At 60.3% G+C, this 25134-nt stretch carries 22 protein-coding genes; 19 read left to right on the top strand and 3 right to left on the bottom strand.

All coding sequences use genetic code 11. The annotated features are described in order from the left end of the window. Positions 1-209: 209 nt before the first annotated feature. The 4 genes from AC5ZG1_RS07195 to AC5ZG1_RS07180 all read left to right on the top strand — a co-directional run bounded on the left by AC5ZG1_RS07195 (position 210) and on the right by AC5ZG1_RS07180 (position 5397). A complete protein-coding gene (locus AC5ZG1_RS07195) occupies positions 210-1340 on the top strand; it encodes an LLM class flavin-dependent oxidoreductase (RefSeq protein ID WP_456646243.1) in 1131 nt (376 codons plus the stop codon). 29 nt (positions 1341-1369) lie between these two features. Continuing rightward, positions 1370-2149: an enoyl-CoA hydratase/isomerase family protein gene (locus AC5ZG1_RS07190; protein WP_456646244.1), complete on the top strand. Its 780-nt coding sequence runs from the start codon at positions 1370-1372 to the stop codon at positions 2147-2149. Position 2150: 1 nt separating this feature from the next. Next, a complete protein-coding gene (locus tag AC5ZG1_RS07185) occupies positions 2151-4022 on the top strand; it encodes an AMP-dependent synthetase/ligase (protein ID WP_496132414.1) in 1872 nt (623 codons plus the stop codon). Between the two features lie 142 nt (positions 4023-4164). Continuing rightward, positions 4165-5397: an ABC transporter substrate-binding protein gene (locus AC5ZG1_RS07180; protein ID WP_496132413.1), complete on the top strand. Its 1233-nt coding sequence runs from the start codon at positions 4165-4167 to the stop codon at positions 5395-5397. Between the two features lie 84 nt (positions 5398-5481). Here the strand turns inward: AC5ZG1_RS07180 and AC5ZG1_RS07175 are convergent, their stop codons facing one another. After that, the gene (locus AC5ZG1_RS07175) at positions 5482-6552 is read right to left on the bottom strand and encodes an AraC family transcriptional regulator (protein ID WP_245287145.1); all 1071 of its coding nucleotides are present in this window, start codon (positions 6550-6552) and stop codon (positions 5482-5484) included. Positions 6553-6835: 283 nt separating this feature from the next. Between AC5ZG1_RS07175 and AC5ZG1_RS07170 the strand changes: the two genes are divergently transcribed. Both AC5ZG1_RS07170 and AC5ZG1_RS07165 read left to right on the top strand, forming a co-directional pair. After that, the gene (locus AC5ZG1_RS07170) at positions 6836-6982 is read left to right on the top strand and encodes a hypothetical protein (RefSeq protein WP_496132412.1); all 147 of its coding nucleotides are present in this window, start codon (positions 6836-6838) and stop codon (positions 6980-6982) included. A gap of 5 nt (positions 6983-6987) precedes the next feature. Further along, positions 6988-7137 carry a hypothetical protein gene (locus AC5ZG1_RS07165; protein ID WP_456646248.1) on the top strand — a complete coding sequence of 50 codons (150 nt, stop codon included), beginning with the start codon at positions 6988-6990 and terminating at the stop codon, positions 7135-7137. A 933-nt stretch (positions 7138-8070) separates the two neighbouring features. On the opposite strand, the gene AC5ZG1_RS07160 is transcribed toward AC5ZG1_RS07165, so the two are convergent. Next, positions 8071-8538 carry a MarR family winged helix-turn-helix transcriptional regulator gene (locus AC5ZG1_RS07160; RefSeq protein WP_130223022.1) on the bottom strand — a complete coding sequence of 156 codons (468 nt, stop codon included), beginning with the start codon at positions 8536-8538 and terminating at the stop codon, positions 8071-8073. A 448-nt stretch (positions 8539-8986) separates the two neighbouring features. On the opposite strand from AC5ZG1_RS07160, the gene AC5ZG1_RS07155 reads away from it, so the two are divergent. The 13 genes from AC5ZG1_RS07155 (at position 8987) to AC5ZG1_RS07095 (ending at position 24762) form a co-directional block, all read left to right on the top strand. After that, positions 8987-11245 (top strand): xanthine dehydrogenase family protein molybdopterin-binding subunit, encoded by a 2259-nt coding sequence (locus AC5ZG1_RS07155; protein ID WP_496132411.1) that lies wholly within the window; start codon positions 8987-8989, stop codon positions 11243-11245. Positions 11246-11261: 16 nt separating this feature from the next. After that, positions 11262-11699, top strand: a complete 438-nt coding sequence (locus AC5ZG1_RS07150; RefSeq protein WP_456646250.1) for an SRPBCC family protein — start codon at positions 11262-11264, stop codon at positions 11697-11699. A gap of 2 nt (positions 11700-11701) precedes the next feature. After that, entirely contained in the window at positions 11702-12571 is an 870-nt protein-coding gene (locus tag AC5ZG1_RS07145) for an FAD binding domain-containing protein (RefSeq protein WP_496132410.1), read from the top strand. Position 12572: 1 nt separating this feature from the next. Further along, complete coding sequence (locus tag AC5ZG1_RS07140; RefSeq protein ID WP_496132409.1) at positions 12573-13061, top strand: (2Fe-2S)-binding protein; 489 nt, start codon at positions 12573-12575, stop codon at positions 13059-13061. Between the two features lie 38 nt (positions 13062-13099). Continuing rightward, entirely contained in the window at positions 13100-14311 is a 1212-nt protein-coding gene (locus AC5ZG1_RS07135) for an FAD-dependent monooxygenase (RefSeq protein WP_496132408.1), read from the top strand. A gap of 33 nt (positions 14312-14344) precedes the next feature. After that, entirely contained in the window at positions 14345-15061 is a 717-nt protein-coding gene (locus tag AC5ZG1_RS07130; protein WP_496132407.1) for an isochorismatase family protein, read from the top strand. Beyond that, positions 15058-15948: an alpha/beta fold hydrolase gene (locus AC5ZG1_RS07125; protein WP_496132406.1), complete on the top strand. Its 891-nt coding sequence runs from the start codon at positions 15058-15060 to the stop codon at positions 15946-15948. Before AC5ZG1_RS07130 ends, AC5ZG1_RS07125 begins: the two co-directional genes overlap by 4 nt. Next, the gene (locus AC5ZG1_RS07120) at positions 15929-16981 is read left to right on the top strand and encodes a 2,5-dihydroxypyridine 5,6-dioxygenase NicX family protein (protein WP_496132405.1); all 1053 of its coding nucleotides are present in this window, start codon (positions 15929-15931) and stop codon (positions 16979-16981) included. Before AC5ZG1_RS07125 ends, AC5ZG1_RS07120 begins: the two co-directional genes overlap by 20 nt. Positions 16982-17153: 172 nt before the next feature. Continuing rightward, positions 17154-18503: an MFS transporter gene (locus AC5ZG1_RS07115; RefSeq protein WP_496132404.1), complete on the top strand. Its 1350-nt coding sequence runs from the start codon at positions 17154-17156 to the stop codon at positions 18501-18503. Between the two features lie 265 nt (positions 18504-18768). Next, positions 18769-19779, top strand: a complete 1011-nt coding sequence (locus tag AC5ZG1_RS07110; RefSeq protein WP_496132403.1) for a Bug family tripartite tricarboxylate transporter substrate binding protein — start codon at positions 18769-18771, stop codon at positions 19777-19779. A gap of 7 nt (positions 19780-19786) precedes the next feature. After that, on the top strand, positions 19787-20305 hold the full coding sequence (locus AC5ZG1_RS07105; RefSeq protein WP_496132402.1) for a tripartite tricarboxylate transporter TctB family protein: 519 nt from the start codon (positions 19787-19789) through the stop codon (positions 20303-20305). Positions 20306-20307: 2 nt separating this feature from the next. Then, positions 20308-21816, top strand: a complete 1509-nt coding sequence (locus AC5ZG1_RS07100) for a tripartite tricarboxylate transporter permease (RefSeq protein WP_496132401.1) — start codon at positions 20308-20310, stop codon at positions 21814-21816. A 156-nt stretch (positions 21817-21972) separates the two neighbouring features. After that, positions 21973-24762 (top strand): Ig-like domain repeat protein, encoded by a 2790-nt coding sequence (locus AC5ZG1_RS07095; protein ID WP_496132400.1) that lies wholly within the window; start codon positions 21973-21975, stop codon positions 24760-24762. Positions 24763-24844: 82 nt separating this feature from the next. Here AC5ZG1_RS07095 and AC5ZG1_RS07090 read toward each other — a convergent pair whose 3' ends face one another. Next, positions 24845-25114: a hypothetical protein gene (locus AC5ZG1_RS07090; RefSeq protein WP_496132399.1), complete on the bottom strand. Its 270-nt coding sequence runs from the start codon at positions 25112-25114 to the stop codon at positions 24845-24847. Positions 25115-25134 lie beyond the last annotated feature (20 nt).

Genomic DNA, 25134 nt, shown 5'->3' with positions numbered 1-25134 from the left:
TCATGCGTGCCGCCAACACAGGAAGCTGCCAGCGCAGGAAAACGACGTTGCGGCCCGCAACAAGTGTTGGTCGGGGACGGGAGCGTAGTCTGGCTGCTTACAGCACAAAATTTGGAAAGTTATGTAACGACGACCAGCATTCGAACGAAAATGTTGCTCCGCCTATGAAACGCTGTGCCGATCTCGAATCTCCCAGAGGATTTTAAAAGATGGCACTTACGTTCGGGTTTTGGTCGGAGCAAGAAACCCAGGTCGGGCAGAGCTATGCTCGCCGACTTCATGAATTGGTGGACGAGGTGCGCCTCGCGGAAAAGGTCGGGTTCGACTGCGTCGCGCTTTCCGAGCAGCACGTAGCGCTCGGTGGCATCTCGAGCTCAGCGCCTGAAGTCGTATATGGCTACCTCGCCGCCGTGACGTCGCGCGTGAAGCTGCGGTCCGCGGTTACCCTGATGCCGCACAGGATCAATCACGCTTTGCGGTCGGCAGAGCGATTGGCGGTCACCGATATCCTATCCCATGGCCGCATGGAATTTTACGGCGGCCGTGCCAATACGACCATCGCAATGCGCGCGTTCAATGTCGATCCAAGTGAAACGCTTGCGCAGATGGAGGAAGGTCTCGCGCTTCTGAAGAAGTCGATGCGCGAGGATATCTTCACTTTCGAGGGCAAATATTACCAGATTCCACCGCGAATGCTCGTCCCGAAGCCGGTTCAGAAGCCGCATCCGGTCATCGGCATTGCCGCGACCAGCGAACGCAGTCACAGCTGGGCCGGCTCCGAAGGGCTGGCCGTGATGAGCAGCAACATCTACCAAGGGTGGGAAATCCAGGAAAGGCTGATCAACGCGTATCGCAGTGCTTGGAGACGGGACGAACTCGGCCCGCTCGAGCGTCCTCGCATCGGCATTCCGCTCTTCTTCGGCATCGGCCCCACGGACCAGAAGGCGAAGGACGACTACGCTGAGCCTCTGATGCACTATGCGAGGATCTCCACCGACGCGTATCCCCGCTTGGCGAAACTTGCTGATGACTATGCGTACATGAGCGAAAGCGTCCCAGCGATGGAACGTGCCGCAAAGGACTGGGACTATCTGCTTAACCACTCCGCGACGACGGTCTGCGGAAGCCCCGACACCGTCATTCGCCAGATCGAAAAGTTCCAGGCGCTCGGGATCGATGAGGTGCTTCTTCATCTCGATTCGGTGAACCACGAGAAGATCATGGAAGCGATCGAGATGGTCGGGCGCTATGTGATTCCCCATTTCAACGACAGAAACAACGTCGTGCGGCCCACGGAAGACATCCTGGGGCAAATTCGAGCGATGCGGCCTCAGAAGTAAATTCGTAAAGAAATAAAAGGGAAAGACCAATGCAACAGCATGGCTACAAGTATCTGATCATCGAGAAGCGCGCCAGCGGCGTTGCCGTCGTGACGATGAACCGGCCGGAAATTCTGAACGCGATCAATTGGGACATGCACGAGGAACTGGAGCAGGTCTTCGTGGATCTCGATAAGGACAAGTCGGTCCGTGCGATCGTGCTGACCGGCGCGGGGCGCGGCTTCTGTTCGGGCGGCGATCAGAAGTCGCTCGACAAGGGCAAGCTTCCGTCGCCGACAAGGAGCGGACGTCACCTTATCCGCAACATGCTCGAAGTCGAGGTGCCGCTCATCGCGGCGGTCAACGGCGTTGCCGTCGGGCTTGGCGCAACGCTCGCCCTGTTTTGCGACGTCATCTTCGCAAGCCCGACCGCGCGATTTGCTGATACGCACGTAACCGCTGGCGTCGTCGCGGGCGACGGTGGTGCGGTGATCTGGCCTCTCTTGATGGGGCCTGTGCGCGCGAAACACTATCTCATGACGGGCGATTTCATTTCCGCAGAGAAGGCGGCGTCGATGGGGATGATCAACGAAGTCATTTCGAACCGGGACGTCAAAGACGCTGCGATCGAATACGCCGAGATGCTTGCGGGGGGCCCGCAGGAATCGATCATTTGGACGAAATACAGCGTCAACAAGATCATCAAGCAGTACGCACACCTGCTTCTCGATACTTCGGCCGCGCTTGAGATGCTTACCTTCGCCTCGCCAGAGCGTCGTGAGGCTGTAGCCGCATTTGCGGAGAAGCGGAAGCGCTTCGCGGAGCGATAAGATGAACGTCGAATCCCTTACGTCGGGAGCTCAACTCGTCGACGTGACCATTCCGCAGCTTCTGGGCGCGCGAAGAGCGGAACGTCCGAATACGGTCGCGTATCATCAGAAGCGTCACGGCGAGTGGATCGCCGTGACGTGGAAGCAGTATTCGGATCGGGTCGCGAGCCTGGCGGTCGCCCTGCAGAAAGCCGGGCTCGAGCGCGGCGACCGCATCGCCATCATGGGGGACGTGTCCCAGGAGTGGCTGCTTGCGGACATGGCGACGATCTGCGCCGGCGCAGTAATGGTCGGTGTCTACTTTACCTCATCGCCGGAAGAAGTCGGCTACTATCTGAGCGATTCCGGAGCGTCCTTTGCCTTCGTCGGCAGCGAGCTTCAGCTGGGCATCGTCCTTGGATCCGGCCAGGCTGAAAAGCTGAAAAAGATCATCATGCTGGATGGTGCATGGAACGGGGCCGGCGGAGCGGCAAATGTCGTCTCCCTGAAGGAATTTTGTGGGACGGCTCCAGTCGACACCGACGCATTTTTGCGGGAGCAGGCGGCGAAAGCCAAGGCCAGTGACCTGGCGAGCATCGGGTATACCTCCGGTACTACAGGCTTCCCGAAAGGTGCGATGCTGACCCATCTCTCGTTGCTCGCCGGCGCGCACTGCGTGACGACGTTTACCACGCGCATGCGCACCGACACGCATCGCGTTGTCGTCCATCTGCCGATGTCGCATACCGTCGCGCGCGCGCAAGCCACGACAATGCCATTGATCGCAAAAATGGTTCCGTACTTTGGCGAGACGAGCGCGGATTTCGCTCAAACGATCAAGGAAGTCAGGCCGACCTACTTCATGGCGCCGCCGCGGTTCTTTCAGCGGTTTGCTACGCAGATCCTCAGCAAGGTTCATTCCGGATCTGCGAGGCAGAAGCAGGACTATCAATTCGCGATGAAGATCGCCCGCAAGGCGCTTGATGATCGTCAGGCTGGTGGTGAGCCAGACCCCTTCATATCCGGGCTCTTCGAGGTCTGCCGGAAACAGATATTCCGTCCATTGCTTGCCGAAGTCGGATTCGAAGAGCTCACGGTTGCCTTCACGTCCTCGGCGGCGATGCCTTCCGAACTGATGTCTCTGTGGCAATTGTGGGGACTTCAGCTCAAGGAGTGCTACGGCCAGACAGAACTGGTCGGAGCCAACCTGGTCCAGATGGCAGAATGGCCCGAGGCTGGCACTGTCGGAGTGCCTTTGCAGGATCCGGCGTGGGAGACAGCGGTTCTTGAAGACGGGGAAATGATCACCCGCGGACCGGGACTCTTTGTTGGATACTGGAACAAGCCCGAGGAAACCAAGTCGGCTCTGCGGGACGGTTGGCTCTATACCGGAGATATCGTCGAAGTCGGGCCGACCGGGCTTTTCAAGCTGATTGATCGCAAGAAGGAAATCATCAATACCTCCAACGGGAAGTCAATTAGCCCGACCCAGATCGAAAACGAGATCCGGCATAGTCCGTTCATCTCCGAAGCGGCGGTCATTGGAGAAGGAAAGAAGTATCTCACCGCGTTGATCGAAGTCGACGCGACCGCGACGATGGATTGGGCGAAATCGCGCGATCTCAAGATCGCGCAGTATTCGGACCTGGCGAATTCCGAGGTGGTCGTCCGAATGATTGAAGGCGAGATTGCCAAAGCAAACAGCCGGCTGGCGAGAGCCGAGCAAATCAAGGCCTTTCGAATACTGCCGGAGGAGCTGTCTCCGGAGAATGGCGTGATGACGCCGACACGAAAAAAGCGCCGAAAGCAACTGATGGAACGATACCGGTCGCTGATCGATACGCTTTACGACGACACCGAAGAGAACCTGATCAAGACCGAGATGGGAATGTGATCTGAACCATTGCCGCTTACGCAAATCATACGTGCAGGGCGCGTGTCGCTGCAGATTTCGAGCTTCAGCGCGCACCGTCATCCATGAAGTTTCCTACCGAACCGTCTCAATATTCATTGCAGTCAACAGAAGGGGACATCACATGAAGAATCGCATCGGAAACGGGATAACGCGCCGCACCGTACTCGGCAGTGGCGTTGCCATCGCTGCCGGGCTTGTATCGTGGCCGGTCAAGGCGGCGACCCCCGCCAAGGTGCGAGTCGGCGCGATCATGCCCAGCAGCGGTGTGTTGGCGTTCCCCGGACAGGCTTGCGTGCGCGGTATCAACGTCGGTGTGAAGTTCGCCAAAGAGAAGTTCGGAATCGACATCGAAGTCATCCATGCGGATACGCAGAGCAGACCGGAGAACGGGCGAATCGCCGCCGAAGGCCTCATCAGGCAAGGTTGCACGGTACTCATTGGAGCCTGGGACTCAGGAGCAACCATCTCGGCGCTTCAGGCCGCGGAGGCCGCAGCCGTTCCGATGGTGGTGCATATCGCAAGCGCGACCCAGGTGACATCGCAAGGGTTCACCCAGGTCTTTCGCTACTACCCCACGTCGCTGACGATCGTCAGGAAGTCTCTCGCCGACTTGAAGTCGGTCCTGTCGACGCTGAAGGATCCGCCGACGAGCGTTGCCGTTCTACATCTCAACAACACGATGGGCCAATCGACCGCGGCAAGCATCGATCAGGCCTGGAAGGAAGAGAACGTTCCGGTGAAGATCGCTCAGTACGTTCCGTATGACGAGCGGGCCAAGGACCTCTCGGTTGAGGTCGCGAAGGCCAAGGCGTCGGGGGCCGATGCGCTCGTCTCGGTGACGCGCGTCAATGACTCCATCATGATCATTCGGGAATGCATCAAGCAGGGGTGGAATCCCAAGATGATCTTCTCGCCGAACTCCAACGGCGTGCAGGATAAAGCGTATTACGACGCGCTGGGCAAATATGGCGACGGCGGAATCGCGACAGGCTTGTGGTGCAACCCGAAGGCACCGGACACCGAAGCCATTCTCAAGCGGTTCGCCGCCGACTATCCAAACGACTGGTTCGATGGAAACGCGGGATGCGCGTTCGAAGCCGTGCAGATTGTCGGAGATGCGGTGACCCGCGCAGCTTCCCCGGAATCTGCAGCAATCCATGCTGCGCTCAAGACGACTGACATGACGCCGTTCCTGATGTCGAGCGGCAAGATCAAATTTGATGCTACCGGCCAGAATATGGGCAGCGACATAACCATGCTGCAGGCCCAGAATGGAAGGCCTCGTGTAGTCTCGCCGCGGGCCGTTGCGGAGGCGGAACTGCAGTATCCGCTGGTTCCGTTCAACGCGCGGTAAACGAGAGAAGCGATGCGGCCCCGACAATCGCGCCGGGGCCGCAGCTCTTCGATGGTCGAGCTCTCTGACTCTCCGATTATCGCGTTATACGAACGGCTCCCGGCTGGCGAAGCTGGACCGCTCAGCGAGGAAGCGACGGGGGCTCTTACCCATTGTCTTCTTGAACATGGTTATGAAGGCGCTAGGCGTTTCATAGCCCAGATCGAGTGACACGGCCTGGACGGAAGATCCGTCCGATAGTCGCTGCAACGCGACCAAGATGTGGAGCCGCTGTCTCCAGCGCCCGAACGTCAGCCCGGTTTCCTTGAATACCAGACGGGCGAATGTGCGCTCGCTCATCGCATATCGAGCAGCCAACTCCTCGACCGTACTCCGATCGGCAGGATCATTGAGAAGGGAGGCGGCCAGATGCTGAAGTCGACTATCGGAGGAGATAGGTAGGTACATATGTTCGGTGGACATCTGCACCAGTTCGTCGAGCAATACGCGCCCAAGTCGACTTGTCGGTCCCTCGATCGGATACAAGGGCGGAAATACGGACAATCGATGTATCAACTCGCGGACGAGCGACGATATCGTGAATGTGCAGCAGGTGGTTGGAAGCGTACTCGCCTGCGGATCGATGAAGACGACGTAGACTTTTCCGTTGTCTGACACGCAGTTGCTGTGCAGAACGCCGGCGGGTATCCATACGGCACCCTGCGGCGGAACGATCCATAATCCGCCCGGTACACGGCACATGACCGATCCATGAGAGGCGACCACCAACTGCCCCTTCTTGTGCGAATGAAGTGGCAGCTCGTCGTTGTCCTGACCTGTCTCGAGGCAGAAGGAGACGACTGGTCGGTCGAACTGGTCTGGATCGATCGGATCGTAATTGATCCGAAGGTCCGGCAAATTCATTCGGGCAAAGCCGTCATCCGTTTCAAAAGCGGGTGACTTGCGCATCGAATTCACTCGTTGAAACTGCAGTTCCAATCTGTCGGGCGGCGATAAGGCGAAGGATCCCCTCAAAGGATAGCTCGCTGAAACATGATCGTCACGGAAAAGTAGGGCGGCGGAGGAAAAATTTCGCGGCAGAACACTGAATGCGGCCCGTCCGGCGCGCGGCCGCGAGGCGATCGGTCCCTGGTGGTCGCGGTCGCCGCTTGGCATCCTGCCTGCGGATCGTTGAGAGAGCCTCGACCCGGTTGCGCGACGAAAGCGACTGCAATTCATGCGTGCGAATCCGGCCGCGGCAGAATGGCGCGTTTCACCCGTCTCCGTGCAGAAGAGTTCTTATCGGCTCTGCTCCTATGCGCGGTGCGGCAGAGAATGCCAGGTATAGGCGATAGCGCGTCCCCTTTAGCTGCGCATTCTGTCAGATGGGTTGGATCTTCGGCAAACATGCCGGACAACTCAATGCTACCAAGGAAGGAGTTCGCTAGAACCAACCAGAATGACCGTTCACAGCGATCCGCTGATCAAGGTGGCCGATGCGCAATCGTGGAATGACGAAGTGCTGACCTTCGACCAGGAGACGCATTGCATTGTCGGCGGCGTCATCGTTGGCCCGCACGCTGGCGACATGATCGGAGAGATATAGCTGGGATGGGCGCCGATGCGATTGATATCGGCAACACCATTTATCCGCATCCCGCGTTTGGAGAGACGATAGGCATGGCTGCGGAAATCTATGAAGGTGTTTGCATGGACGTGTTGCCGAGCGGGAAGAAAGCGCCGAAGCGCGTGAGCCATTAGAAATCGAAAAGCGAAAGGCGGCATGCGGCTGTCCCGCCGCCGGCTGCCATAAAGGACCTGGAATATGGCGGAAGATGCTTGGAGTGTCTTCAGCATCCCTTTGAGCGCTCAAGAGGAGGAGTTTGCGGCAGCATGCCGAGACTTCGTTCTGGAGAGGGAGCCTAATCTAGCGTCGTCCATCGTCGTAGTGAACAACCAGCTCACGATAGCCAATGACCTACATGTTCGGGAGGCATTTATGGAAATCGGTCTCGCTAGATTGGTCCGAGTTCTACATCTCGCAATCGATGGCAAAGCGGTTGCGGTTAAGAGAGTGCCAAAACTTTTCTTCGACCTGGCGCGCTTCAGAACAAAGATTATCCGCACGCTACGCAGAAACAATTGAGGATAGCCACTCAGAGAATATCTTCACTATGGCGACATTGATCGCACCTGACCTGCCCTGCACGCGTTGCGGAAGTCGCCCGCGCTGCTGCCTGCCAAGTGTAGGAGGGAAGTGCATCACCTCGTGCGGAGCGGGAGGCGGCCGGCGGCCGGCTTGGCGAGGAGGACGTGGAGTTCTTGGCCTTAGACAACGTTGTGGAAGAGGCGTTCGCCGCTCACTCGCGCCGTCGTGTTCTTCGCGTGGCAGTGTCGGAGTCGGTATGTGACTGAGATCTGTGCGATGGAGATGCCGGAAAAGTTATGCAGTGGCATCGTCTTCAGCACAAAATGCTGTGCGGAATGTCTGATAGTTCTGCTGCTGAGATCGTTCGTTGAGCTGTCTTCGATCGAAATCCGCATTCGGCGTTTCGCGAGAGATTACCATCTTTCGCTTCCTCCCTTTACTTGGCCCGGCTCCATCGCCGGGCCATCTTGTCTCACCGCAGTCGGCTGAAATGATTGGCCAACGATTCGGCTCATCGATGATCGTCAATGTGGACCACTGCCGGTTCAGCGGCGTATGATTTTCTTGAGAAGTTCGGTCAGCGTTCGAAATTCTTCCCGGGTCAAGGGAGCGAATGTCTCGCTTGAAATCTCACCAACAGTCTCGATCGCGGCATCCGCTACGCGCCTGCCCTTTTCAGTCAAATCGATTTCCCGCCGTCGTGGATCCAAGGGATCCTTGGAGCTCTTGATCAGGCCGCGTGATTTGAGACGATTGATAACGCCGGTGATTGTGGCTGAGTCGTAGTGAATCAGCCGTCCTAGGTGGTTTTGAGAACAGGGTCCGACCTCTCTCAATTTCGCCAGCGTTGAGAATTGGGGTGCAGTTAGTTCTTCAATCATCTTCGCGGCAAAGATGGACGTGTGAGTACGGAGCGCGACGCGCAATAAGAAGCCCGGTGCGTCATCCAGCCTGTAGGACTGTACAGCTTGCTTCAGCTTCTCCGCCGAGCGCGCCTTTGTTTTCGATTGCACGACTTTCGTCCCCTCGCGGTACGTTGCCTTAGCTCATTTTTAGAAGAGTGTGACTGTTCAGCTCCGAAAGTCTTCGGCGCTGGTCGATTGTCTACATTCGTTGAACTCAGGAATCCATCTTTGTTGGACCTCAGTCTGCTTTATCGCGCTCTGCCGCGTCGAGGCGCTTCGGCGATGGCCGGCCCCTTTTCCGGCGCATCGGCTTCCGGGCGCTGAAATCTAGGACATCGAAGGATTGAAACCGCGCGGCGGTGAACATTGGGTGCAAGCGACTTGTCGCGCCCTGTCTCCATTCTGGGGCCGATGCACACGATCTCATTAGTTGTGTACAAGCGTAGCACTTGCATACGAGTGATAAATGGCTTAGCGTCCGCGGATTGCCTTCGTAAGGAGCCAAGCAGGCCCCGCAATCTTCGGCGGAGGCATCTGGATACCATCGGATTTGCGGATGTCGGCAACTGACAACATGAGTTCCGTTCGACCCGACCTGATTGAGAAGGTCACGGGGCGCGCCGAGTACGTGACCGACCTGACGGTTCCGGGAATGCTGCATGGGTTTGTGGTTCGCTCGCCGGCCATTCATGCCCGCATCGTTTCGATCGATACGAACGCTGCACGATCGATGCACGGCGTCGTGGACGTGCTCATCGGCGAAGATGTCGCTTCGTTCGGTTGCTGGGGCGTTGTGCTCAAGGATCGGCCGATCATCGCCACCGACCGTGTGCGATATGTGGGCGAACCCGTCGCCGTAGTGATCGCGGAGACGATCGAGATCGCGGAAAATGCCGCAGAACTGGTCGATGTCGAATACGAGGAGCTTCCGCGCGCAACGACCATCCAGGAAGCCATTGCGGAAGGTGCGTCGCTCATCCATGAGCGCCACGAAAATCTCGAAGACTTTTACTTCAAGGGCGGGGCCCGGCCGACCCAGAACAGCAATATATTCCACACTTACCGGAACAACGTCGGAGACGTTGACGCCGCGGAGGCGGCCGCGGCCTACATCCACGAAGACCGTTTCACCTTCCCGGCCATTTCTCACTTCGCAATGGAGCCGCATGCGGTCATTGCGGATTTCCAGCGGGACTCCCTGACGGTCTGGGCAGGTGCACAAACGCCGACCGCTGTTCAGAAAGTGCTGTCGCGGCTCTACGGACTGCCGTTGGCCAAGGTCCGCGTCATCGTTCCGTTTGTCGGCGGAGGGTTTGGCGGCAAGGCCTCGGTGAAGATCGAGCCTTTGGTTGCGGCCGCTTCGTGGAAGGTGCAGCGCCCGGTTCGCGTTGCCCAATCCATGACTGAATCAATGCTCACCTGCCGAAGGCTGGGCGCCGACATCACGATCCGAACGGCGGTGGACGCCAAGGGGCGGATCCTCGCTAAGACCGCCAAGCTGCTGCTCGATGGCGGGGCATATTCCGACACAGGCTCAGCCGTCGCCACGAAATCGGCAAATCGCATCATCGGCCCTTACGTGGTGCCCAATCTGCGCCTCGAGGCGTGTGCGGTCTACACGAACACCGTTCCAGGTGCAGCTTTCCGCTCGATCGGGGGGCCGCAAGCTGTTTGGGCCAAAGAATCGCACATGGATAATGTCGCGGCGGCAATCGGCATGGATCCGGCCGAGTTTCGGTTGCTGAACCTGGCGTCCCGCGGTGAGCGCATCCGACCCGATTTGCGGGCGCTCGATATGGATATGAGCGATCTGATGGGCCGGGTGACCCAGTCGTTCGCATCGGAGGTGAAGGCGTCCAACCGGCAGGCGCGCGGACTGGCAGTCGCAGCAACCGATCCCGCCAATACGCCGATCAGTAACGCGATCGTACGTCTCAAGATCGACGGGTCGATCCTCGTTTCGGTTTCCAGCATCGAAGTCGGCCAGGGGGCGCACGCGACTATGGGGCGGATCGCGGCGCAGACCTTGAAGCAGCCGATCTCGGCGGTAACCGTCTTGCGCACCGATACCTCCGTGGCCCCTTACGATTGGGGCACAGGCGCAAGCCGATCGACCGTTGTCGTCGGCCTTTCCGTCGAAAATGCCGCACTCGACGCAGCCGATCAGATCCTCGACATGGTCGCTGACGTCTGGGAGCTTCCCCGGGAGAACCTGTCGCTTGTTGAGGGTGGTGTCTCTACCGGATCAGAGGTTCTCACTTTCCATCAGATTTTTCACCGCACGTTGGGTGTCGATTCGGGAGAGGTCATCGGCCGCGGTGCGATTACGCCGCGCTCGAAGAACGGCGCCCTGGTCGAGTCCCCTCTGTTCTGGGAGACTTCCGCGGGCCTCGCTGAAATCGTTGTCGATGAAGACACCGGCGAGATCCATGTCCCCCGATATGCCAGCGCCGCTGACGTCGGCCGCGTGATCAATCGCGTCGCGGCGGAAGGGCAGGACGAGGGGGCTGCCATCATGGGCCTCGGACACGCGCTTTATGAAGTGCTGGAGTTCGAGGATGGCCAGCCGATCAATGCGACGCCGATCGATTATTCGATACCGCGCATCTCCGACGTTCCTGCCGTGTTTGACACCATCCTTGTCGAAAACGGCGACGGTCCTGGTCCAGGCGGCGCCAAGGGAATGGGCGAGGGGGCGATCCTTCCGGTCGCGCCAGCGATCGCCAACGCGCTGTTCTCCACCTACGGCATTCGGATCACCGACCTACCAATGACGCCCGAAAAGGTATGGCGCGCCCTGCAGAAGAGGAGCTGAATTCATGGAATTCAATATGTCGATGGTGGTGCCAGCGACACCGGCAGAGCTTTGGAGCACGCTGCTCGACGTCCCTCGCATATCGGGTTGCATCCCCGGCTGCGAAAACGTCGAGGAAATCGAGCGGCTTGCAACTTACAAAGCGACCGTCAAACAGAAGATCGGCCCCTTCAAGCTCGAGGTCCCGGCCGACATCATCGTTGAATCGATAACGGAGCCGTCTCACGTCCGCACGCGCGCCACGGGTCGCGACAAGATCACCGGGACGAGGCTGGCGGTTGTTCTCGACGTGACCGTGACGCCGGAAGGGGCGGGGTCCACATTCGCAGTGGACGCGAAGGTCGACGTGCAAGGTCGCCTCGCGACTATGGGGTTCGGCGTCATCAAGCGTCGCGTCGATCAGAACTTCGAGGAGTTCGAGAAGCGGCTCAAAGAAATGTTGGGCGCGGCCTGATCATGCTGCCTTCACCCTTCGCATTCGAGAGGCCTTCGACGATCGCCGACGCCGTGCGTGCGGTCGGAGAGTCCGGCGACGGCATGTTCTACTCCGGCGGAACCGAACTGCTGCTGGCGATGAAGCTGCGCGTCATCCATACGGACCGGCTTATCGATATCAAGGGAATCCTTGGACTTGATCGCATTGTTCTCAACGATGCGAATGACATCGAAATCGGTGCGCGCTGTACGCACAACAAGATCGCCAGTGATCCTGTTATTCGCGAGCATGTGCCGGCGCTGTCCTCGCTCTGTGCCAACGTCGCGAACGTCAGGGTCCGCAGCGTCGGAACGATCGGAGGCAATCTGTGCTTCGGAGAGCCCCACGCCGATCCGCCGACTATGCTCGCGGCTCTGGACGCTCGGCTGGTGCTTAATGGCCCCGGCGGCACGCGTGTCGTTCACGCTGACGATTTCATCCGGAGTGAGCTGGAAACGGTGCGGGAGCCGGATGAGCTACTGACGATCATTGTGTTTCCGCGCCCGACCGGACCTGTGACCTATCGGCGCTTCAAGCATGGTGAGAGGCCCTCGGTGAATGTCGCGATGGCCTGGTCGCTGGGCTCCGGCGGAAGGACGATCAGAAGCGCCCGCGTGCGGGTCGGAGCGCTCGGTTCTCGACCTCAGCCTTTAAAGGCCATCGAAGATGTCCTCCAGGGCATATCCGTCGCCGAAGTCCGCCCGGCTATCGAGGCGGTGCTCCCGACGGCGCTGGGTGAGCTGGAAGTCAACGAGGATCGGCATGGCGGCGCCGACTATAAGCGCCACCTTGCGGGTGTCTTGCTTCTGCGAAACGCGGAAGAGGCGCTCGCCGCAGCCGGGAGCGCGTGAAATGACAGATGTGTTGCGAATCTCATTCTCGTTGAACGGTCAGGCGATCGCGATCGACGTTCCAACCCATACGCTATTGATCGACCTTATCCGGGATCGCCTTGGCTTGAAGGGAACCAAGCGTTCCTGTGACATGGAGGTGTGCGGCGCGTGCACCGTTCTGCTCGACGGTGAGCCGATTTCGAGTTGCACCACACTCGCCGTCGATGTCGATCAGCGCGAGGTCACGACCATCGAGGGCGTGACGCCGCCCGATGGCCTGTCACGGATTCAGAAGGCGTTCGTGCTTCACGGGGGCCTTCAGTGCGGCTTCTGCACGCCGGGCTTCATCATGGCGGTCACGGCGTTGCTAAAGGCGACGCCGCACCCGACCGACGAACAAATCCGTCACTACCTGCACGGCAACCTCTGCCGTTGCACCGGCTACACCAAGATTTTCGAGGCCGTAAGGAGCCTTGCCGCCGAGCAAGTCTCCGAAGATGCCGCCTAACCCGTTGCGAGACAGCGCAATTATCGTTTGGAGATGTCATGAGCATTGAACAGGTCAATAAATCAAGCGTCCTCATTGCCGGCGCCGGCATTGGCGGCTTGGCGATGGCGCTATCGCTGCTTCGTCGCGGCATCGATTGTGACGTATTTGAGCAAGCGTCTGAGTTGCGCGAAGTGGGAGCGGGTCTTTGGATCTCCATGAACGGCGTGCGCGTTCTTCGGGATCTCGGCCTCACCGAACAGGTCGAGCAGAACTGCATCGCGGCCGAGCGACGCTCGATCCGGCTCTGGAACACCGGTGATAGGTGGCCCCTCTACAACCGCAGCTCCGACGCGGCGCGCAACCAGCCCTATTTGCTGCTGCGTGCTCACCTGCTGAAGATCCTCGTTGACGGCGTGCGCCAGTTGAAGCCGGGCGCCATTCATCTGAACGCCCACGTTGTCGGGTTCAGTCAAAACGACGAAGGGGTTCGGGCCAAGCTCGCTGACGGCTCCGAAGTCGAAGGGCGCGCCCTGATAGGCGCTGACGGTGCTCATTCGAAGGTCCGTCTTGGCCTGATCGGCAACATCGAGAGCCAGTACACGAAGGCCATCGCCTGGCGTGGTCTCGTGCCGGTCGACCGCCTTGCGCCGCATCAGCGCGAACCCGAGGTGGCAACCTGGATCGGGCCCACCGCTCACGTCACGGCCTACCCGGTGCGCTGGCAGAACACGGTCATGATGACCTTTTCGGGCCAAGTCGACCATAACGACTGGCTGCTCGAATCCTGGTCGGAGAAGGGCTCGGTCGAGGACTGCCTGAAGGACTTCGAGGGCTGGCATCCGGACATCGTCGAGCTGGTCAGGAACGTGGATACCCTGAACAAGTGGGGCCTGTTCGTGCGGCCGTCGCTGGGTACGTGGTCGAAGGGACGCATCACCCTGCTCGGCGACGCCTGCCATTCGATGCTGCCGTACCTCGGGCAGGGTGTGAACATGGCCCTGGAGGATGCATCCGTCCTCGCCCGCTGCTTCGAGGAGAATCCCGATGACATCGCGGTGGCATTCAAGACGTATCAGGGCCTGCGGCTCGATCGCACCACCATGGTCACGAAGTCCGCGGCCGGCATGCTGCCGATCTTCCATAACCAGGCGCTGAGCAAGCCGGAGACGGCGGGTGACTACATCAAGACCCAGTGGGCGCCGGAAGCATCGGCTGCGCGATACGATTGGATCTACCAGTACGATGCGACCACCGTGCCGCTTCACTGACATGCCCGCGAGTGTGACCGCTGGAGCGCAGCCGTGACCGGCACCAAGCAGCCCTGGGACGATGTGATACCGCTGGACGAGCGCGAGACCTATGCCCTCGCCGGGCTGGGTGGCGCGGCGGGATTCGGCAAACGACCGGCATTGCTGGTCATCGACGTGCAGTATCGCTCGGTCGGCAACCGGCCGATGCCGATCCGCGAAGCGATCAAGCAATACCCGACTAGCTGCGGCGAAGCCGGTTGGCACGCCATCGCACACATCGCCGAATTGGTGCGGCTGTTTCGCGAAAAGAAGTGGCCGGTGATTTTCCCGCATGTCGCACGGAAGGTGGGCCAGGACCAGGGCGCGTTCTCCTCGAAGATTCCCGGTATCATGCGGATCCCGCCTGAGGGCTATGACTTTGTCCGCGAGGTGGCTCCGGAGCCCGGCGAGTTGCTCCTGCCGAAGACTCAGGCAAGCGCGTTCTTCGGCACTCCGCTTGCGACGTATCTGATCGGTGCCGGCGTCGACTCGCTGGTGGTGACCGGCTGCACGACCAGCGGCTGCGTGCGGGCCTCGGTCGTGGATGCGTGCGCGCTGAACTTCAAATCAATTGTGCCGAGCGACGCCGTCTACGACCGCTCGCCCACGTCCCACGCCGTCAACCTGTTCGATATCGCCAGCAAATACGCGGACGTCATGCCGACGCAGGCCGCTATCGAGCGGCTTCACGCGCTGTCGGATGACCACACAGAGGATCAGAGAACGTGAGCGGCGCCGCGGCATCCGGATTGCTTTACGGCGCGCATGTACGTGCCAACGGCATTCGGCAGCATTATCTGCGGTTCGGCGGGTCCGGGCCGGCGGTCATCATTGTCCCCGGCATCTCGACGACTGCGGCGCAATGGGCCTTCATCGCAGAGCGTCTGTGCTCCGGACACGACGTTTTCGTGCTCGATGTCCGCGGTCGCGGCCTTTCCGAAAGCGGCCCGCATCTCGACTATTCGCTCGACGCATGCGCATCCGACCTCATCGGGTTTGCTGAAGCGCTCGGAACGGGCCCTTACACGCTGCTGGGCCACTCGATGGGTGGCCGCATCGGAATCCGCGCCGGGCGTTGGCGGCCATCGTCCATGGAGCAACTGATACTGGTCGACCCGCCGGTCTCAGGTCCTGGACGTCGCGCCTATCCGATTCCGGTCGAACCGCTTCTCAAATTGCTTGAAAGCGCGAAGCGCGGAGAAGCCGACGCGGCGCTGCGAAGCCCCTCTGCTCCGCGGTGGCCCGAGCAGCACATCCGCACCCGGGCCGAGTGGATGCATACCTGCGACGAGCGTGCGCTCATCGAGAGCCACAAGGGCTTTCATCACGATGACATTCATCGCGATCTCGCCCATCTCAGCGTTCCGACCGCGTTGATCGTCGCGGGGCGGGGAGGGGTCATTCTGCCCGAAGATGAAGAAGAAATTCGCGGATTGCTGCCGTCAATCGCGATCAGGACGCTGCAAAGCGCGGGTCACCAAATGCAGATCGACGATACCGAGGGCTTCCTTTCGATCGTTGAAGAGCTTCTAGCGCGGCCGCGCGATCGGTTCGACGGCCGCTTGTCTAGGTTAGGCAAACAGGAGATCAGTGAAGATGTCCCGACAAATCGTTGATGTTGAAATGCTCGAGCTCTTCAAGGCCGAGCTGGCACTCTGCAAGGTGAAGAAGGGCGAAGTCGTTACGGTCCTGAGCGGCGGCGAGGATCAGCAGGAATACGCCCAGGCCTTCATGCTGGCCGCGCAGAGCCTGGGCGCAACGACCTTTCATCTCAACGTGCCCAAGTACGGCCAGGGCAAGGTCGCGGGCTTGCAGGGCCGGCATGCGCTCACGGGCAACCAGCCGGCGATCGATACGCTCAAGCGCGTGGATATGGTGATCGATCTCCTCGGGTTGCTGTTCTCTCGTGAGCAGCTCGAAATTCAGGAAGCGGGCACGCGCATCTTGCGCGTGATGGAGCCATTCCACATCCTCAAGAAGATGTTTCCGACTGAAGATCTGCGCCGGCGAACGGAGCTCTCTCGAACCCTCCTGCAGTCGGCCCGCAAAATGCGGATCACGTCGCCGGGCGGAACGGACGTAACTTATGGCCTGAAGCAATACCCCGTCATTTCCGAATACGGATACACGGATGAGCCTGGGCGCTGGGATCACTTCCCGTCAGGCTTTGCCTTCACTCAGGCGACCGACGGCGAGGTCAACGGCACGGTGGTGCTGATGCCCGGTGACATCCTCTGTGCGTTCAAGCGTTACATCCAGTCGCCGGTCACGCTGACCATCAAGGACGGCTATATCGTCGACCTCAAGGGCGAAGGCACCGACGCGCTGCTCATCAAGAATTATATCGACAGCTTCGGCGATCCGCGCGGCTGGGCGATCTCGCATATCGGCTGGGGGTCGAACGAGCGTGCCGCCTGGCACCACATCGCGGCTTCCCAGGAGCTGTCGTTGGAGCACATCATGAATGCGCTCTCCTTCTACGGAAACGTGCTGTTCTCGACGGGTCCGAACACGGAGCTCGGCGGTACGAATGACACGCCGTGTCATTTGGACATCCCGCTTCGCGGCTGCAGCCTGTGGCTCGACGATATCCACATCCTCGACAAGGGCGAGTTTGCTTATCCGGAGCTGAGGGCGCCGGGCCGCTAAGCGCTGAGTATCAACCACCCAACCGGGAGTCGTGAAGGCGACACCGAATGCTACCGGAGTCGCGTTGGCGGCTCCCAATGGAGCCGAACGTTTGCATTTTCGGCTCTCAAAGACGCGGCAAGCGTCTCGGGCACGTCTATCGACTTCAATCCTCCAATAGGAAACGCGTCACATGTCGGCAACCATCTCGAGTTCGGAAGACTACACGCCGGGGCAACGGTATTCGATTATGATCTCAGCGATGCTGGGCTACATACTCGATTTCTACGATGTTCTGATATTTCCGTTCCTCTTGCCTGCGATTCAGCGATCGATGTCGTTATCGTTGACCGAGGTCGGCTCGCTGCAAGCTCTCACATTGTTCGGATCGGCCATCGGCGGAGCGCTATTCGGCGTCATCGGTGATCGACTTGGCCGAAAGACCTCGCTTCAACTCACAATCGCATTGTTTTCGGTTGCCGCGATCATTTCGGCGTTCGCATGGAATTACTGGTCCCTTGCCGTCCTACGGTTCATCACCGGCATTGGTCTTGGCGGCGAGTACGGCGTCGGCATGGTGCTCTTCAACGAGGCCTGGAAGAAGAACAGCCGCGGTTTTGGTGCGGCTGCCCTTCAAGGCTGTGCTGTGATCGCGTCATCCACAGCTTCAATCGTTGGCATCTGGCTGATTGCGACGTTTAGCGACGAGTGGAGCTGGCGCATCGGCCTGCTGAGTGGCGGCGTACCCATCCTGCTGATTATCTTCATTCGCTTCTTCATGCCTGAATCCAAGATCTGGCTGGAGTATGAGGCGCAACGCAAGGCCGGCCGGGCTACTGCAGAAGCTCGTACACTTCCGCTTGCGGATCTATTCCGCAACGGGCTGGCACGGCAGACCGTCATCGCCTTCGTATGGCTGATGAGCTACATGCTCTGCTACTATAGCGTCGTCTCCTTTATTCCGACACTGCTGCTGCGGGATATGCATACGCCGGGTGATGTTGTTCGCACGACGGCAGTTCTGCTCTCCGTGGTCAGCGGCATTTGCTATCTCGCGAACGGCTTTTTCAACGACCGGGCTGGCCGCCGCTTCGGAGCGCTTGTGCCCGCGCTGTTTTGGGTCGGGTCTCTGGTCGGTATGGCCGTCTGGGGCAGCCAGCTCTACGCCGGATCGAAGACTGAATGGCCGATGTTCTGGCTCTACATCGGCTTCGGCATGGGCAATGTGGCGCTGGGCGTGACCGGTGTCTGGATATCCGAGCTCTATCCGGTCAACCTGCGCGCGACGGCGGTGTCGACGTTCTATATGGGCGGTCGCGGGCTCGGCAGCATAGCGCCTGTGATTGTGCCTCTTGCGGCCGCTCACTTCGGTGGAAGCTTGCTCAACGGCATGGTTGCGGTGGCCCTTCCTGCTGCGACTGTGTTCATTATCGCCTCTCTTCTGCTTCCAGAGACCCTCGGTCGCGATTTGTCCGCGAAGGGCTTTAAGGTCGACATGGAAACGGAACCCACAATGAAGGCCGCTTCGGTGTCGGGTGTTTGACCCTGGTGGAGGGACGCTTGACCGGCGAGATAGGCGTTGTCGACCCGCTTGTCTCGTCGATGCATGCGGCGGAACTCATGCACACCCGCTGACGGGACGGCACAGCGCTTTCAAAATCGCCAGGCACTGCTTGCAAGTTTTGCGCTTGCGAACAAGTTTTGTGCTTGTACACAAGTGATGATCAAAATATCGTTACGCTCGCTGATCTTGGGTCAACGGCTCCTGGATAAGGGGCGAACTTGCGCGTCCGGAGTTGAGCGCGCGCTTGGTCGATAGCCGGCCTCAGATCATTCGTCGGACAATTCGAGGATCACTCAAGATGCGCATGTTAGTTGTAATGACCATCGCTGCTAATCTTTCCCCTGCCGGGTCTCTCGCGCAAGCTGCCGACGACCCGTTTCCTACGAAGCCGGTCACCCTGACTGTCAATTACGGCGCTGGCGGCGGATCGGACGCGATTGCCCGCGCGCTCGGACGAGCACTTGAAAAGCCGCTCAAGCAACCGGTTGCGATTGAGAACATTGCCGGGGGAGCCGGAACGCGCGGTGTCACCGCCGTCGTCACGGCCGAGCCGGACGGATACCAGATCGGTGTCGCAACGAACAGTCCGATGACGATCGCCGTGCATACGGTCAAGGGATTGTCCTGGGGAAACCCCAGCACGTACGATATTCTGGGCGGCATTGGCATCGTCTACAACACCATCTGCATTCAGGCGGACTCGCCGTTGAAGACGCTGGATGACGTGGTGAAGTACGCGAAGGAGAACCCCGGGAAGCTGAAGGTCGCCAGCATTGCGGGCGGAATCAATCAGTACACTTGGGACGCTTTCGCCAAGAAGGCGAACATCAACGTGAGGTTCGTCCCCTATAGCGGCGATGCGGACGGCGTTGCCTCCTTCCTCGGAAAGAACACCGAACTTGCGGCGCTCACTTGGCCGGGGCTGAAGGCCCAGGTCGAAGTCGGAAAAGCGCGTCCGCTGGCGGTGTTCGGTCCCGAGCGGATGAGCTCGAACCCGGATGTCCCGACGTTCAAGGAACTGGGCTACGACGTCGTCACCACCAGCGACTACGTGGTCTATGCTCCGAAGGGAATTCCTGAGGCCAAACGTCGCGTTCTCGTCGAGGCCGTGAAGCAGGCCGTGTCCGATCCCGACTTTATGCGGGTGCTCACCGCTCAGAACATTCAGGTGCAATTCACCGATGGCGAGAAGATGACCCGTCAGTTCACGGAGATATTCAACGCCACGGCTCCATCGACCGCGAGCGGAAAGTAGGCCGCAGATGGACCAGGCGATAGTCATCAAGACCGACGCTTCGACAGCGGCCAATGCTCCGGCATCGACCACCGGAATCAGGCTCACATCGCTCATCCTGACGGTCGCGGGACTGTTCTATCTCTATCAGGCCATCGAACTGCCGATGGGCGACCCACCGGGAACGGGCGTCGGCGCCGTACCCGTCCTGGTGGCGGTCTGCTGGGTGCTATTCGGCGCATTGGTGACGGTTCGTAACCGCGGCCTATCTGCTGATCTCGGTCCCTGGCCCCGGGGCAGCGCGGCGCTGCGCGTCGGGGTCGCCTTTTTCCTTTGCGTGATATTCATCGTCGGGCTGCCCTTCTTTGGGATTTTCCTGACGACCGGGATCTTCCTCCTGTTGATGGGACGTCTTGCCGGCGCACCATGGACGAGTGCCGTCGTTCTCAGCGCGGCAACACCTGTTGCGTTCTGGATTGTCTTCTCATTGGGCTTGAAGGTATCGCTGCCGTTCGGCTCCCTTCTCGCTGTCATTTTCAGGGGCTGACCATGGATCTGCTCGGTAACATGCTTGGCGGCTTCGCCGTGGCTCTCCAGCCCGTGAACATTGCGGCCGCACTGCTCGGGGCGCTTGTGGGCACCGCCACCGGCGTTCTGCCAGGTCTCGGCGTGCTGGGCGCGATGGCAATCCTGATGCCGATCACGATCCATTTTTCCGCAGTGACCGGTCTGATCATGTTGGCCGGGATTTACTACGGTGCCATGTACGGCGGATCGACCACGGCGATCCTCCTCAGGATCCCCGGCGAAAGCGGATCTATCGTCACGACGATCGACGGTTACGAATTCGCGAGAAAGGGACGAGCCGGCGCTGCCTTGATGATTTGCGCCGTGGGATCGTTCATCGCCGGAACGATCAGCATTGTCGGGCTCAGCCTGTTCGCCACGCTGCTAGCCGACGTTGCGCTGCGCTTCTCGTCTCCGGAGTTCTGCCTTCTGGCGCTTTTGGGCGGTTTGACGCTGGTGCGCATCACTGGAAACGATCCAGCCCAGAACATGGTCATGCTTTTGATCGGCATGGCTCTGGCGACGATCGGCGTCGATGCCGTCAGTGGCGACACGCGCTTTACATTCAACACGAGTACGTTGGCATTGGGCTTTGATCTCGTGCCGGTCGCGCTGGGCCTGTACGGACTGAGCGAGCTGTTCCACGTCCTCGCCTCGAACGAAGGATTTCCGCGTGCCACCACCGTGCGTTTGCGGGAAATGATCCCGACGCGCCGCGAGTGGTCGCGTGCGTGGCCAGCCATCGTGCGAGGGTCGGGCATCGGCTTTCTTATCGGACTGTTGCCCGGCCCGGGCTCTCTCACATCGACCTTCGCCTCCTACGGCGTCGAAAAGGCCATCGCCCGAAAGCACCGGGACGAGTTCGGCAAGGGAGCGATCGAGGGCTTTGCCGGGCCGGAAGCGGCGAACAATGCGGTCGCAACCTCCGCGCTGGTGCCTGTCCTGAGTCTCGGGATTCCTTTCACGCCGAACGTGGCGTTGATGCTCGGGGCGCTTATCGTTCAAGGCATACAGCCCGGGCCGCTGCTGCTGTCCCAACACCCAAACGTCGTGTGGGGCCTCCTCGCGTCCATGTATATCGGAAATGTGGCGTTGCTCGCCCTGAATTTGCCGCTGGTCGGGATGTGGGTCCGGCTGCTGCGCGTTCCGCAATACACATTGATCGCCTTCATTTTCGCCGTCAGCTTCATCGGCGTCTACACGATGCGAAACAGCTACTGGGACCTTTGCGTTCTGGTCGGCTTCGGAGCCGTCGGGTCGGTTTTGCGCCAGATCGGTTTTGATCTCGCGCCGATGATTCTCGGCTTGGTGATCGGCCCGATCTTCGAGAAGGCGTTGCGCGAAACGCTGTTCCTGAGTGGCGGGGATCTCACGATCTTCGTCACGCGGCCGATCAGCGCCGTGCTTTCGGCCCTTTGCGTAGTGGCAGTCGTCGGTCCCACCATTGCCGTGTGGATCACGCGCGGGAGCCGCCTTTCGCAGCAATCGTAAGGGATAGTTCGGCACCGCTTCGAATGCGGCGCAAGCCGCCAAGCGGTGCTGCATGGAGGGACGCGGGTGGGACCGCAGAGCGGTCGTTCGATTGTGACCTCGAACAGTGTCCTGTGAGAAATCGAGCGCCATAACGCCGCAACGGCCGTCACCGCCATGCGCCCGCGGGACGGCGCGCATTTATTTGCGCTCGACGCGTCCCGACATGTATGCGATCAATTGCGACTGACTGGGAATATCGCAAGAAGACGTGCTGGGGGCCTTGTGTCTGGGTTTGGTCGCATTGTCGGCAGCATCAAGCTGGCCGCACTGATTGTTTTCGCATTTCTTGCCGTTTCGACGTCAGCCCATGCGGCGCCCCCGACAGCGACTGTCACCGTTACCCCGAATCAGCTGGCGTATGGTGAGCCGGCGAACGTGACAATCTCGTTCTCTGAAGCCGTGACCGGCTTTACTCTCCTTGCCTTGACGCTCACCAATGCGACCGCGTCCACTCTCAGAACCTCGGACAACATCACCTACACCGTCGACCTCACTGCAAATTCGGGTGCGCCGGCGGCAACCAATCAGGTCGTTGTGGACCTGTCCGGGGTGGTGAACTTAGGCTTGGAAGCCGGCATCGGCACCGCCGTTTCAAATAACTATACAGTCGGACCGATCAGCCAGACCATCACCTTCGGCGCCCAGACGGGACGGACCTTTGTCAGCGGCGGCACGTTTGTGCTCAGTCCGCTGGCCTCGGCAAGCAGCGGCCTGGCGGTAACCTATTCCTCGCTGACCCCGGGCGTCTGCACGGTTTTCGGCGGTATCGTGACCATGATCAGCGTAGGCACGTGCACGGTGGCCGCCGATCAGGCCGGCAATGGAACCACCGTCGCGGCCGCGAGCCAGGTGACCCAGGACATCGTCATCGCCAGGGCGATCAGCAGCATTACGTTGGTTGCGTCACCCAGCCCGAGCCTTCCGGGACAGGCCGTCACCTTCACCGCGACAGTGTCGGGCTCATCGCCCACTGGCACGGTGACGTTCCAGGACGGCACGACGACGCTGGGCACCGGCACCCTCAGTGGCGGACTGGCAACGTTCACCACATCGGCGCTGACGCCCGGAACGCATGCGATCACGGCAGTCTATGGCGGCGATACCAACAACATGTCGAGTACGTCATCGGTGCTGAACCAGGCTGTCAACCAGGCGGCGACGGCGACAGTCCTCGTTTCGTCGGTCAATCCAAGCACGCCGGGACAGGCTGTCACCTTCACCGCAACCGTGACTGGCACCAGCGGCACGCCCACCGGCACGGTCACATTCATGGACGGTACGACGACACTGGGCACCGGCCCCCTCGTTGGCGGACTGGCGACGTTGACCACATCGGCGCTGACATCCGGAACCCATGCGATCACGGCAGTCTACGGCGGCGATGCCAACAACACGTCCAGCACATCATCGGTGCTGAGCCAGGCCGTGACCCAGGGGACGACGTCGACGGTCCTCGTCTCATCTGCCAATCCCAGCACGCCGGGACAGGCGGTGACGTTCACAGCAACGGTGTCAAGCGGGGGCGATACGCCGACCGGCACGGTGAGATTCGACGATGGCGGCGCTGCGATCGGCAGCGCCACCTTGGCCGGCGGGGTCGCCAGCCTGACGACCTCGGCGCTGACGGCCGGCACCCATACCATCACCGCAACCTATGCCGGCAATGGCACGTTCAAGGCCAGCACGTCGGCAGCGCTGCTGCAGGCGGTGAACACGCCACAGGACAGTCTGAAGCTGCGGGCCTTGCAGATCATCGCAACCAAGACCGTGGCGCAAAACTCCGGCGCAGCCATTGCAGGCGCGATCGACACCGCGATCTCCGAGGGCTTCAGCGATGGTGGCAGCCTGGTCTCGCCGGGCGGAGGCAGCATCCGTTTCAACTTCTCCGCCGATCCCGATCAGCCGCAGGCCGCTACCGCCGGCGCCGACGTGTCGGATCGATGGAATGGATCGTACGGGCGCAGCGGCGGCGGCCTGCCGGGCGGCGCCAACGGCTATGTGCAGTCGCAATTGCCGCAGGGCGCATCCCGGGTCGACAACGCGTTTGCGGCAATCAATCGCAATGCGATGCCCGCCAAGGCGCCCGCGTCTGGCTACGTCGCGCGGAAGGACTGGCTGTTGTGGGCGGATGTCAGAGGCAGCGGCATCGATCGCTGGGGCTCGTCGACATCGACACCGATTCTGTACGGCAGCCAGATCAATGCGCTGCTGGGCCTTACGCGCAGGGTCACACCGAATCTTCTGGTCGGTGCGCTCGGCGGCTACGAGACCTTCGACTACCGGTCCGATACCTTGAGCGGGCACCTCAAGGGCGATGGCTGGACCTTAGGTTCATACCTCGGCTGGAGGTTCGCGCCGGGACTGCGCTTCGACGCAGCCGCGGCGTATTCCGGGATCGGCTATGACGGCACCGCAGGCACCGCCACGGGCACCTTCAGCGGCCATCGCTGGCTGGTGTCGAGCGGGCTGACCGGCAACTACAAGACCCATGGTTTCGATATCGAACCTTCGGCGAAGCTCTATGCGCTGTGGGAGCGGGAGAACGCCTATACGGACTCGCTCGGCACTCTGCAGGCGGACCGCACTTTCTTCACCGGGCGCGCCTCGGCCGGCATCAAGCTCAGCTATCCCTGGCTCACCGGAGCCGCCGTGACGCTCGCGCCTTATGCCGGTTTGTACGCGGATTACTACTTTACCGGCGATGATGCCGCCGCCTTGGCGCTGGCCGGGGCCGTGCCGCTCGCCTCCGTCCCGCTGCTCGATGGCTGGTCCGCGCGTGTAACGGGAGGGTTGGCGGCGCGCCTCGGCAACGAGGCCACCGTCGCTCTTGGCGCCGAACTCGGCGGCATCGGCAGCAACGTGCAAATCTGGACGTTCCGTGGACGAGCATCGGTTCCGTTTTGAGGCGACGAAGATTTATATATTAATTTCAATTACATAAGAGTTCGCAGTTTTGTTCTGGGTGGCGCGCCATGCTTACGCTTTTTCACGCCAGACTATGATTTTGCGCGATTGCGTTTTGCTGGACGGTTTGACGCGAAACGCGCTCGCGGATGTCTCTCCCCCACCATTCCAGATTTGCAATGCTCGGCGGTGGGCTCGCTAAGTTCGTGTAGGTTTTAAATCCAGCCCGCCGCAACCACCAATTCTTGCGATATAGGCGCAGGCGACCCGGAAGGGCTGCCTTTCGCGTGTCGAGCGTCATTGGCAAAGATCGGATGGTGTGCCTTTGATTATGGCAGTCGACCTCGACCATCGTCTGATTCCGCGATCGTA

It is taken from the genome of Bradyrhizobium sp. Leo78 (assembly GCF_059512425.1).
Note: the sequence above shows the minus strand (reverse complement) of the source record. Positions and strands in the feature narration are given on the sequence as shown.

Excerpts from the sequence above, each read along its gene's own strand:
- AC5ZG1_RS07095 (WP_496132400.1), top strand. The coding sequence starts at position 21,973 with ATGCGCCCGCGGGACGGCGCGCATTTATTTGCGCTCGACGCGTCCCGA.
- AC5ZG1_RS07135 (WP_496132408.1), top strand. The coding sequence starts at position 13,100 with ATGAGCATTGAACAGGTCAATAAATCAAGCGTCCTCATTGCCGGCGCC.
- AC5ZG1_RS07170 (WP_496132412.1), top strand. The coding sequence starts at position 6,836 with ATGACCGTTCACAGCGATCCGCTGATCAAGGTGGCCGATGCGCAATCG.
- AC5ZG1_RS07090 (WP_496132399.1), bottom strand. The coding sequence starts at position 25,114 with ATGGTCGAGGTCGACTGCCATAATCAAAGGCACACCATCCGATCTTTG.
- AC5ZG1_RS07145 (WP_496132410.1), top strand. The coding sequence starts at position 11,702 with ATGCTGCCTTCACCCTTCGCATTCGAGAGGCCTTCGACGATCGCCGAC.
- AC5ZG1_RS07195 (WP_456646243.1), top strand. The coding sequence starts at position 210 with ATGGCACTTACGTTCGGGTTTTGGTCGGAGCAAGAAACCCAGGTCGGG.
- AC5ZG1_RS07155 (WP_496132411.1), top strand. The coding sequence starts at position 8,987 with ATGTCGGCAACTGACAACATGAGTTCCGTTCGACCCGACCTGATTGAG.
- AC5ZG1_RS07120 (WP_496132405.1), top strand. The coding sequence starts at position 15,929 with ATGTCCCGACAAATCGTTGATGTTGAAATGCTCGAGCTCTTCAAGGCC.
- AC5ZG1_RS07190 (WP_456646244.1), top strand. The coding sequence starts at position 1,370 with ATGCAACAGCATGGCTACAAGTATCTGATCATCGAGAAGCGCGCCAGC.
- AC5ZG1_RS07175 (WP_245287145.1), bottom strand. The coding sequence starts at position 6,552 with ATGCCAAGCGGCGACCGCGACCACCAGGGACCGATCGCCTCGCGGCCG.
- AC5ZG1_RS07150 (WP_456646250.1), top strand. The coding sequence starts at position 11,262 with ATGTCGATGGTGGTGCCAGCGACACCGGCAGAGCTTTGGAGCACGCTG.
- AC5ZG1_RS07105 (WP_496132402.1), top strand. The coding sequence starts at position 19,787 with ATGGACCAGGCGATAGTCATCAAGACCGACGCTTCGACAGCGGCCAAT.
- AC5ZG1_RS07140 (WP_496132409.1), top strand. The coding sequence starts at position 12,573 with ATGACAGATGTGTTGCGAATCTCATTCTCGTTGAACGGTCAGGCGATC.
- AC5ZG1_RS07100 (WP_496132401.1), top strand. The coding sequence starts at position 20,308 with ATGGATCTGCTCGGTAACATGCTTGGCGGCTTCGCCGTGGCTCTCCAG.
- AC5ZG1_RS07115 (WP_496132404.1), top strand. The coding sequence starts at position 17,154 with ATGTCGGCAACCATCTCGAGTTCGGAAGACTACACGCCGGGGCAACGG.
- AC5ZG1_RS07180 (WP_496132413.1), top strand. The coding sequence starts at position 4,165 with ATGAAGAATCGCATCGGAAACGGGATAACGCGCCGCACCGTACTCGGC.
- AC5ZG1_RS07165 (WP_456646248.1), top strand. The coding sequence starts at position 6,988 with ATGGGCGCCGATGCGATTGATATCGGCAACACCATTTATCCGCATCCC.
- AC5ZG1_RS07185 (WP_496132414.1), top strand. The coding sequence starts at position 2,151 with ATGAACGTCGAATCCCTTACGTCGGGAGCTCAACTCGTCGACGTGACC.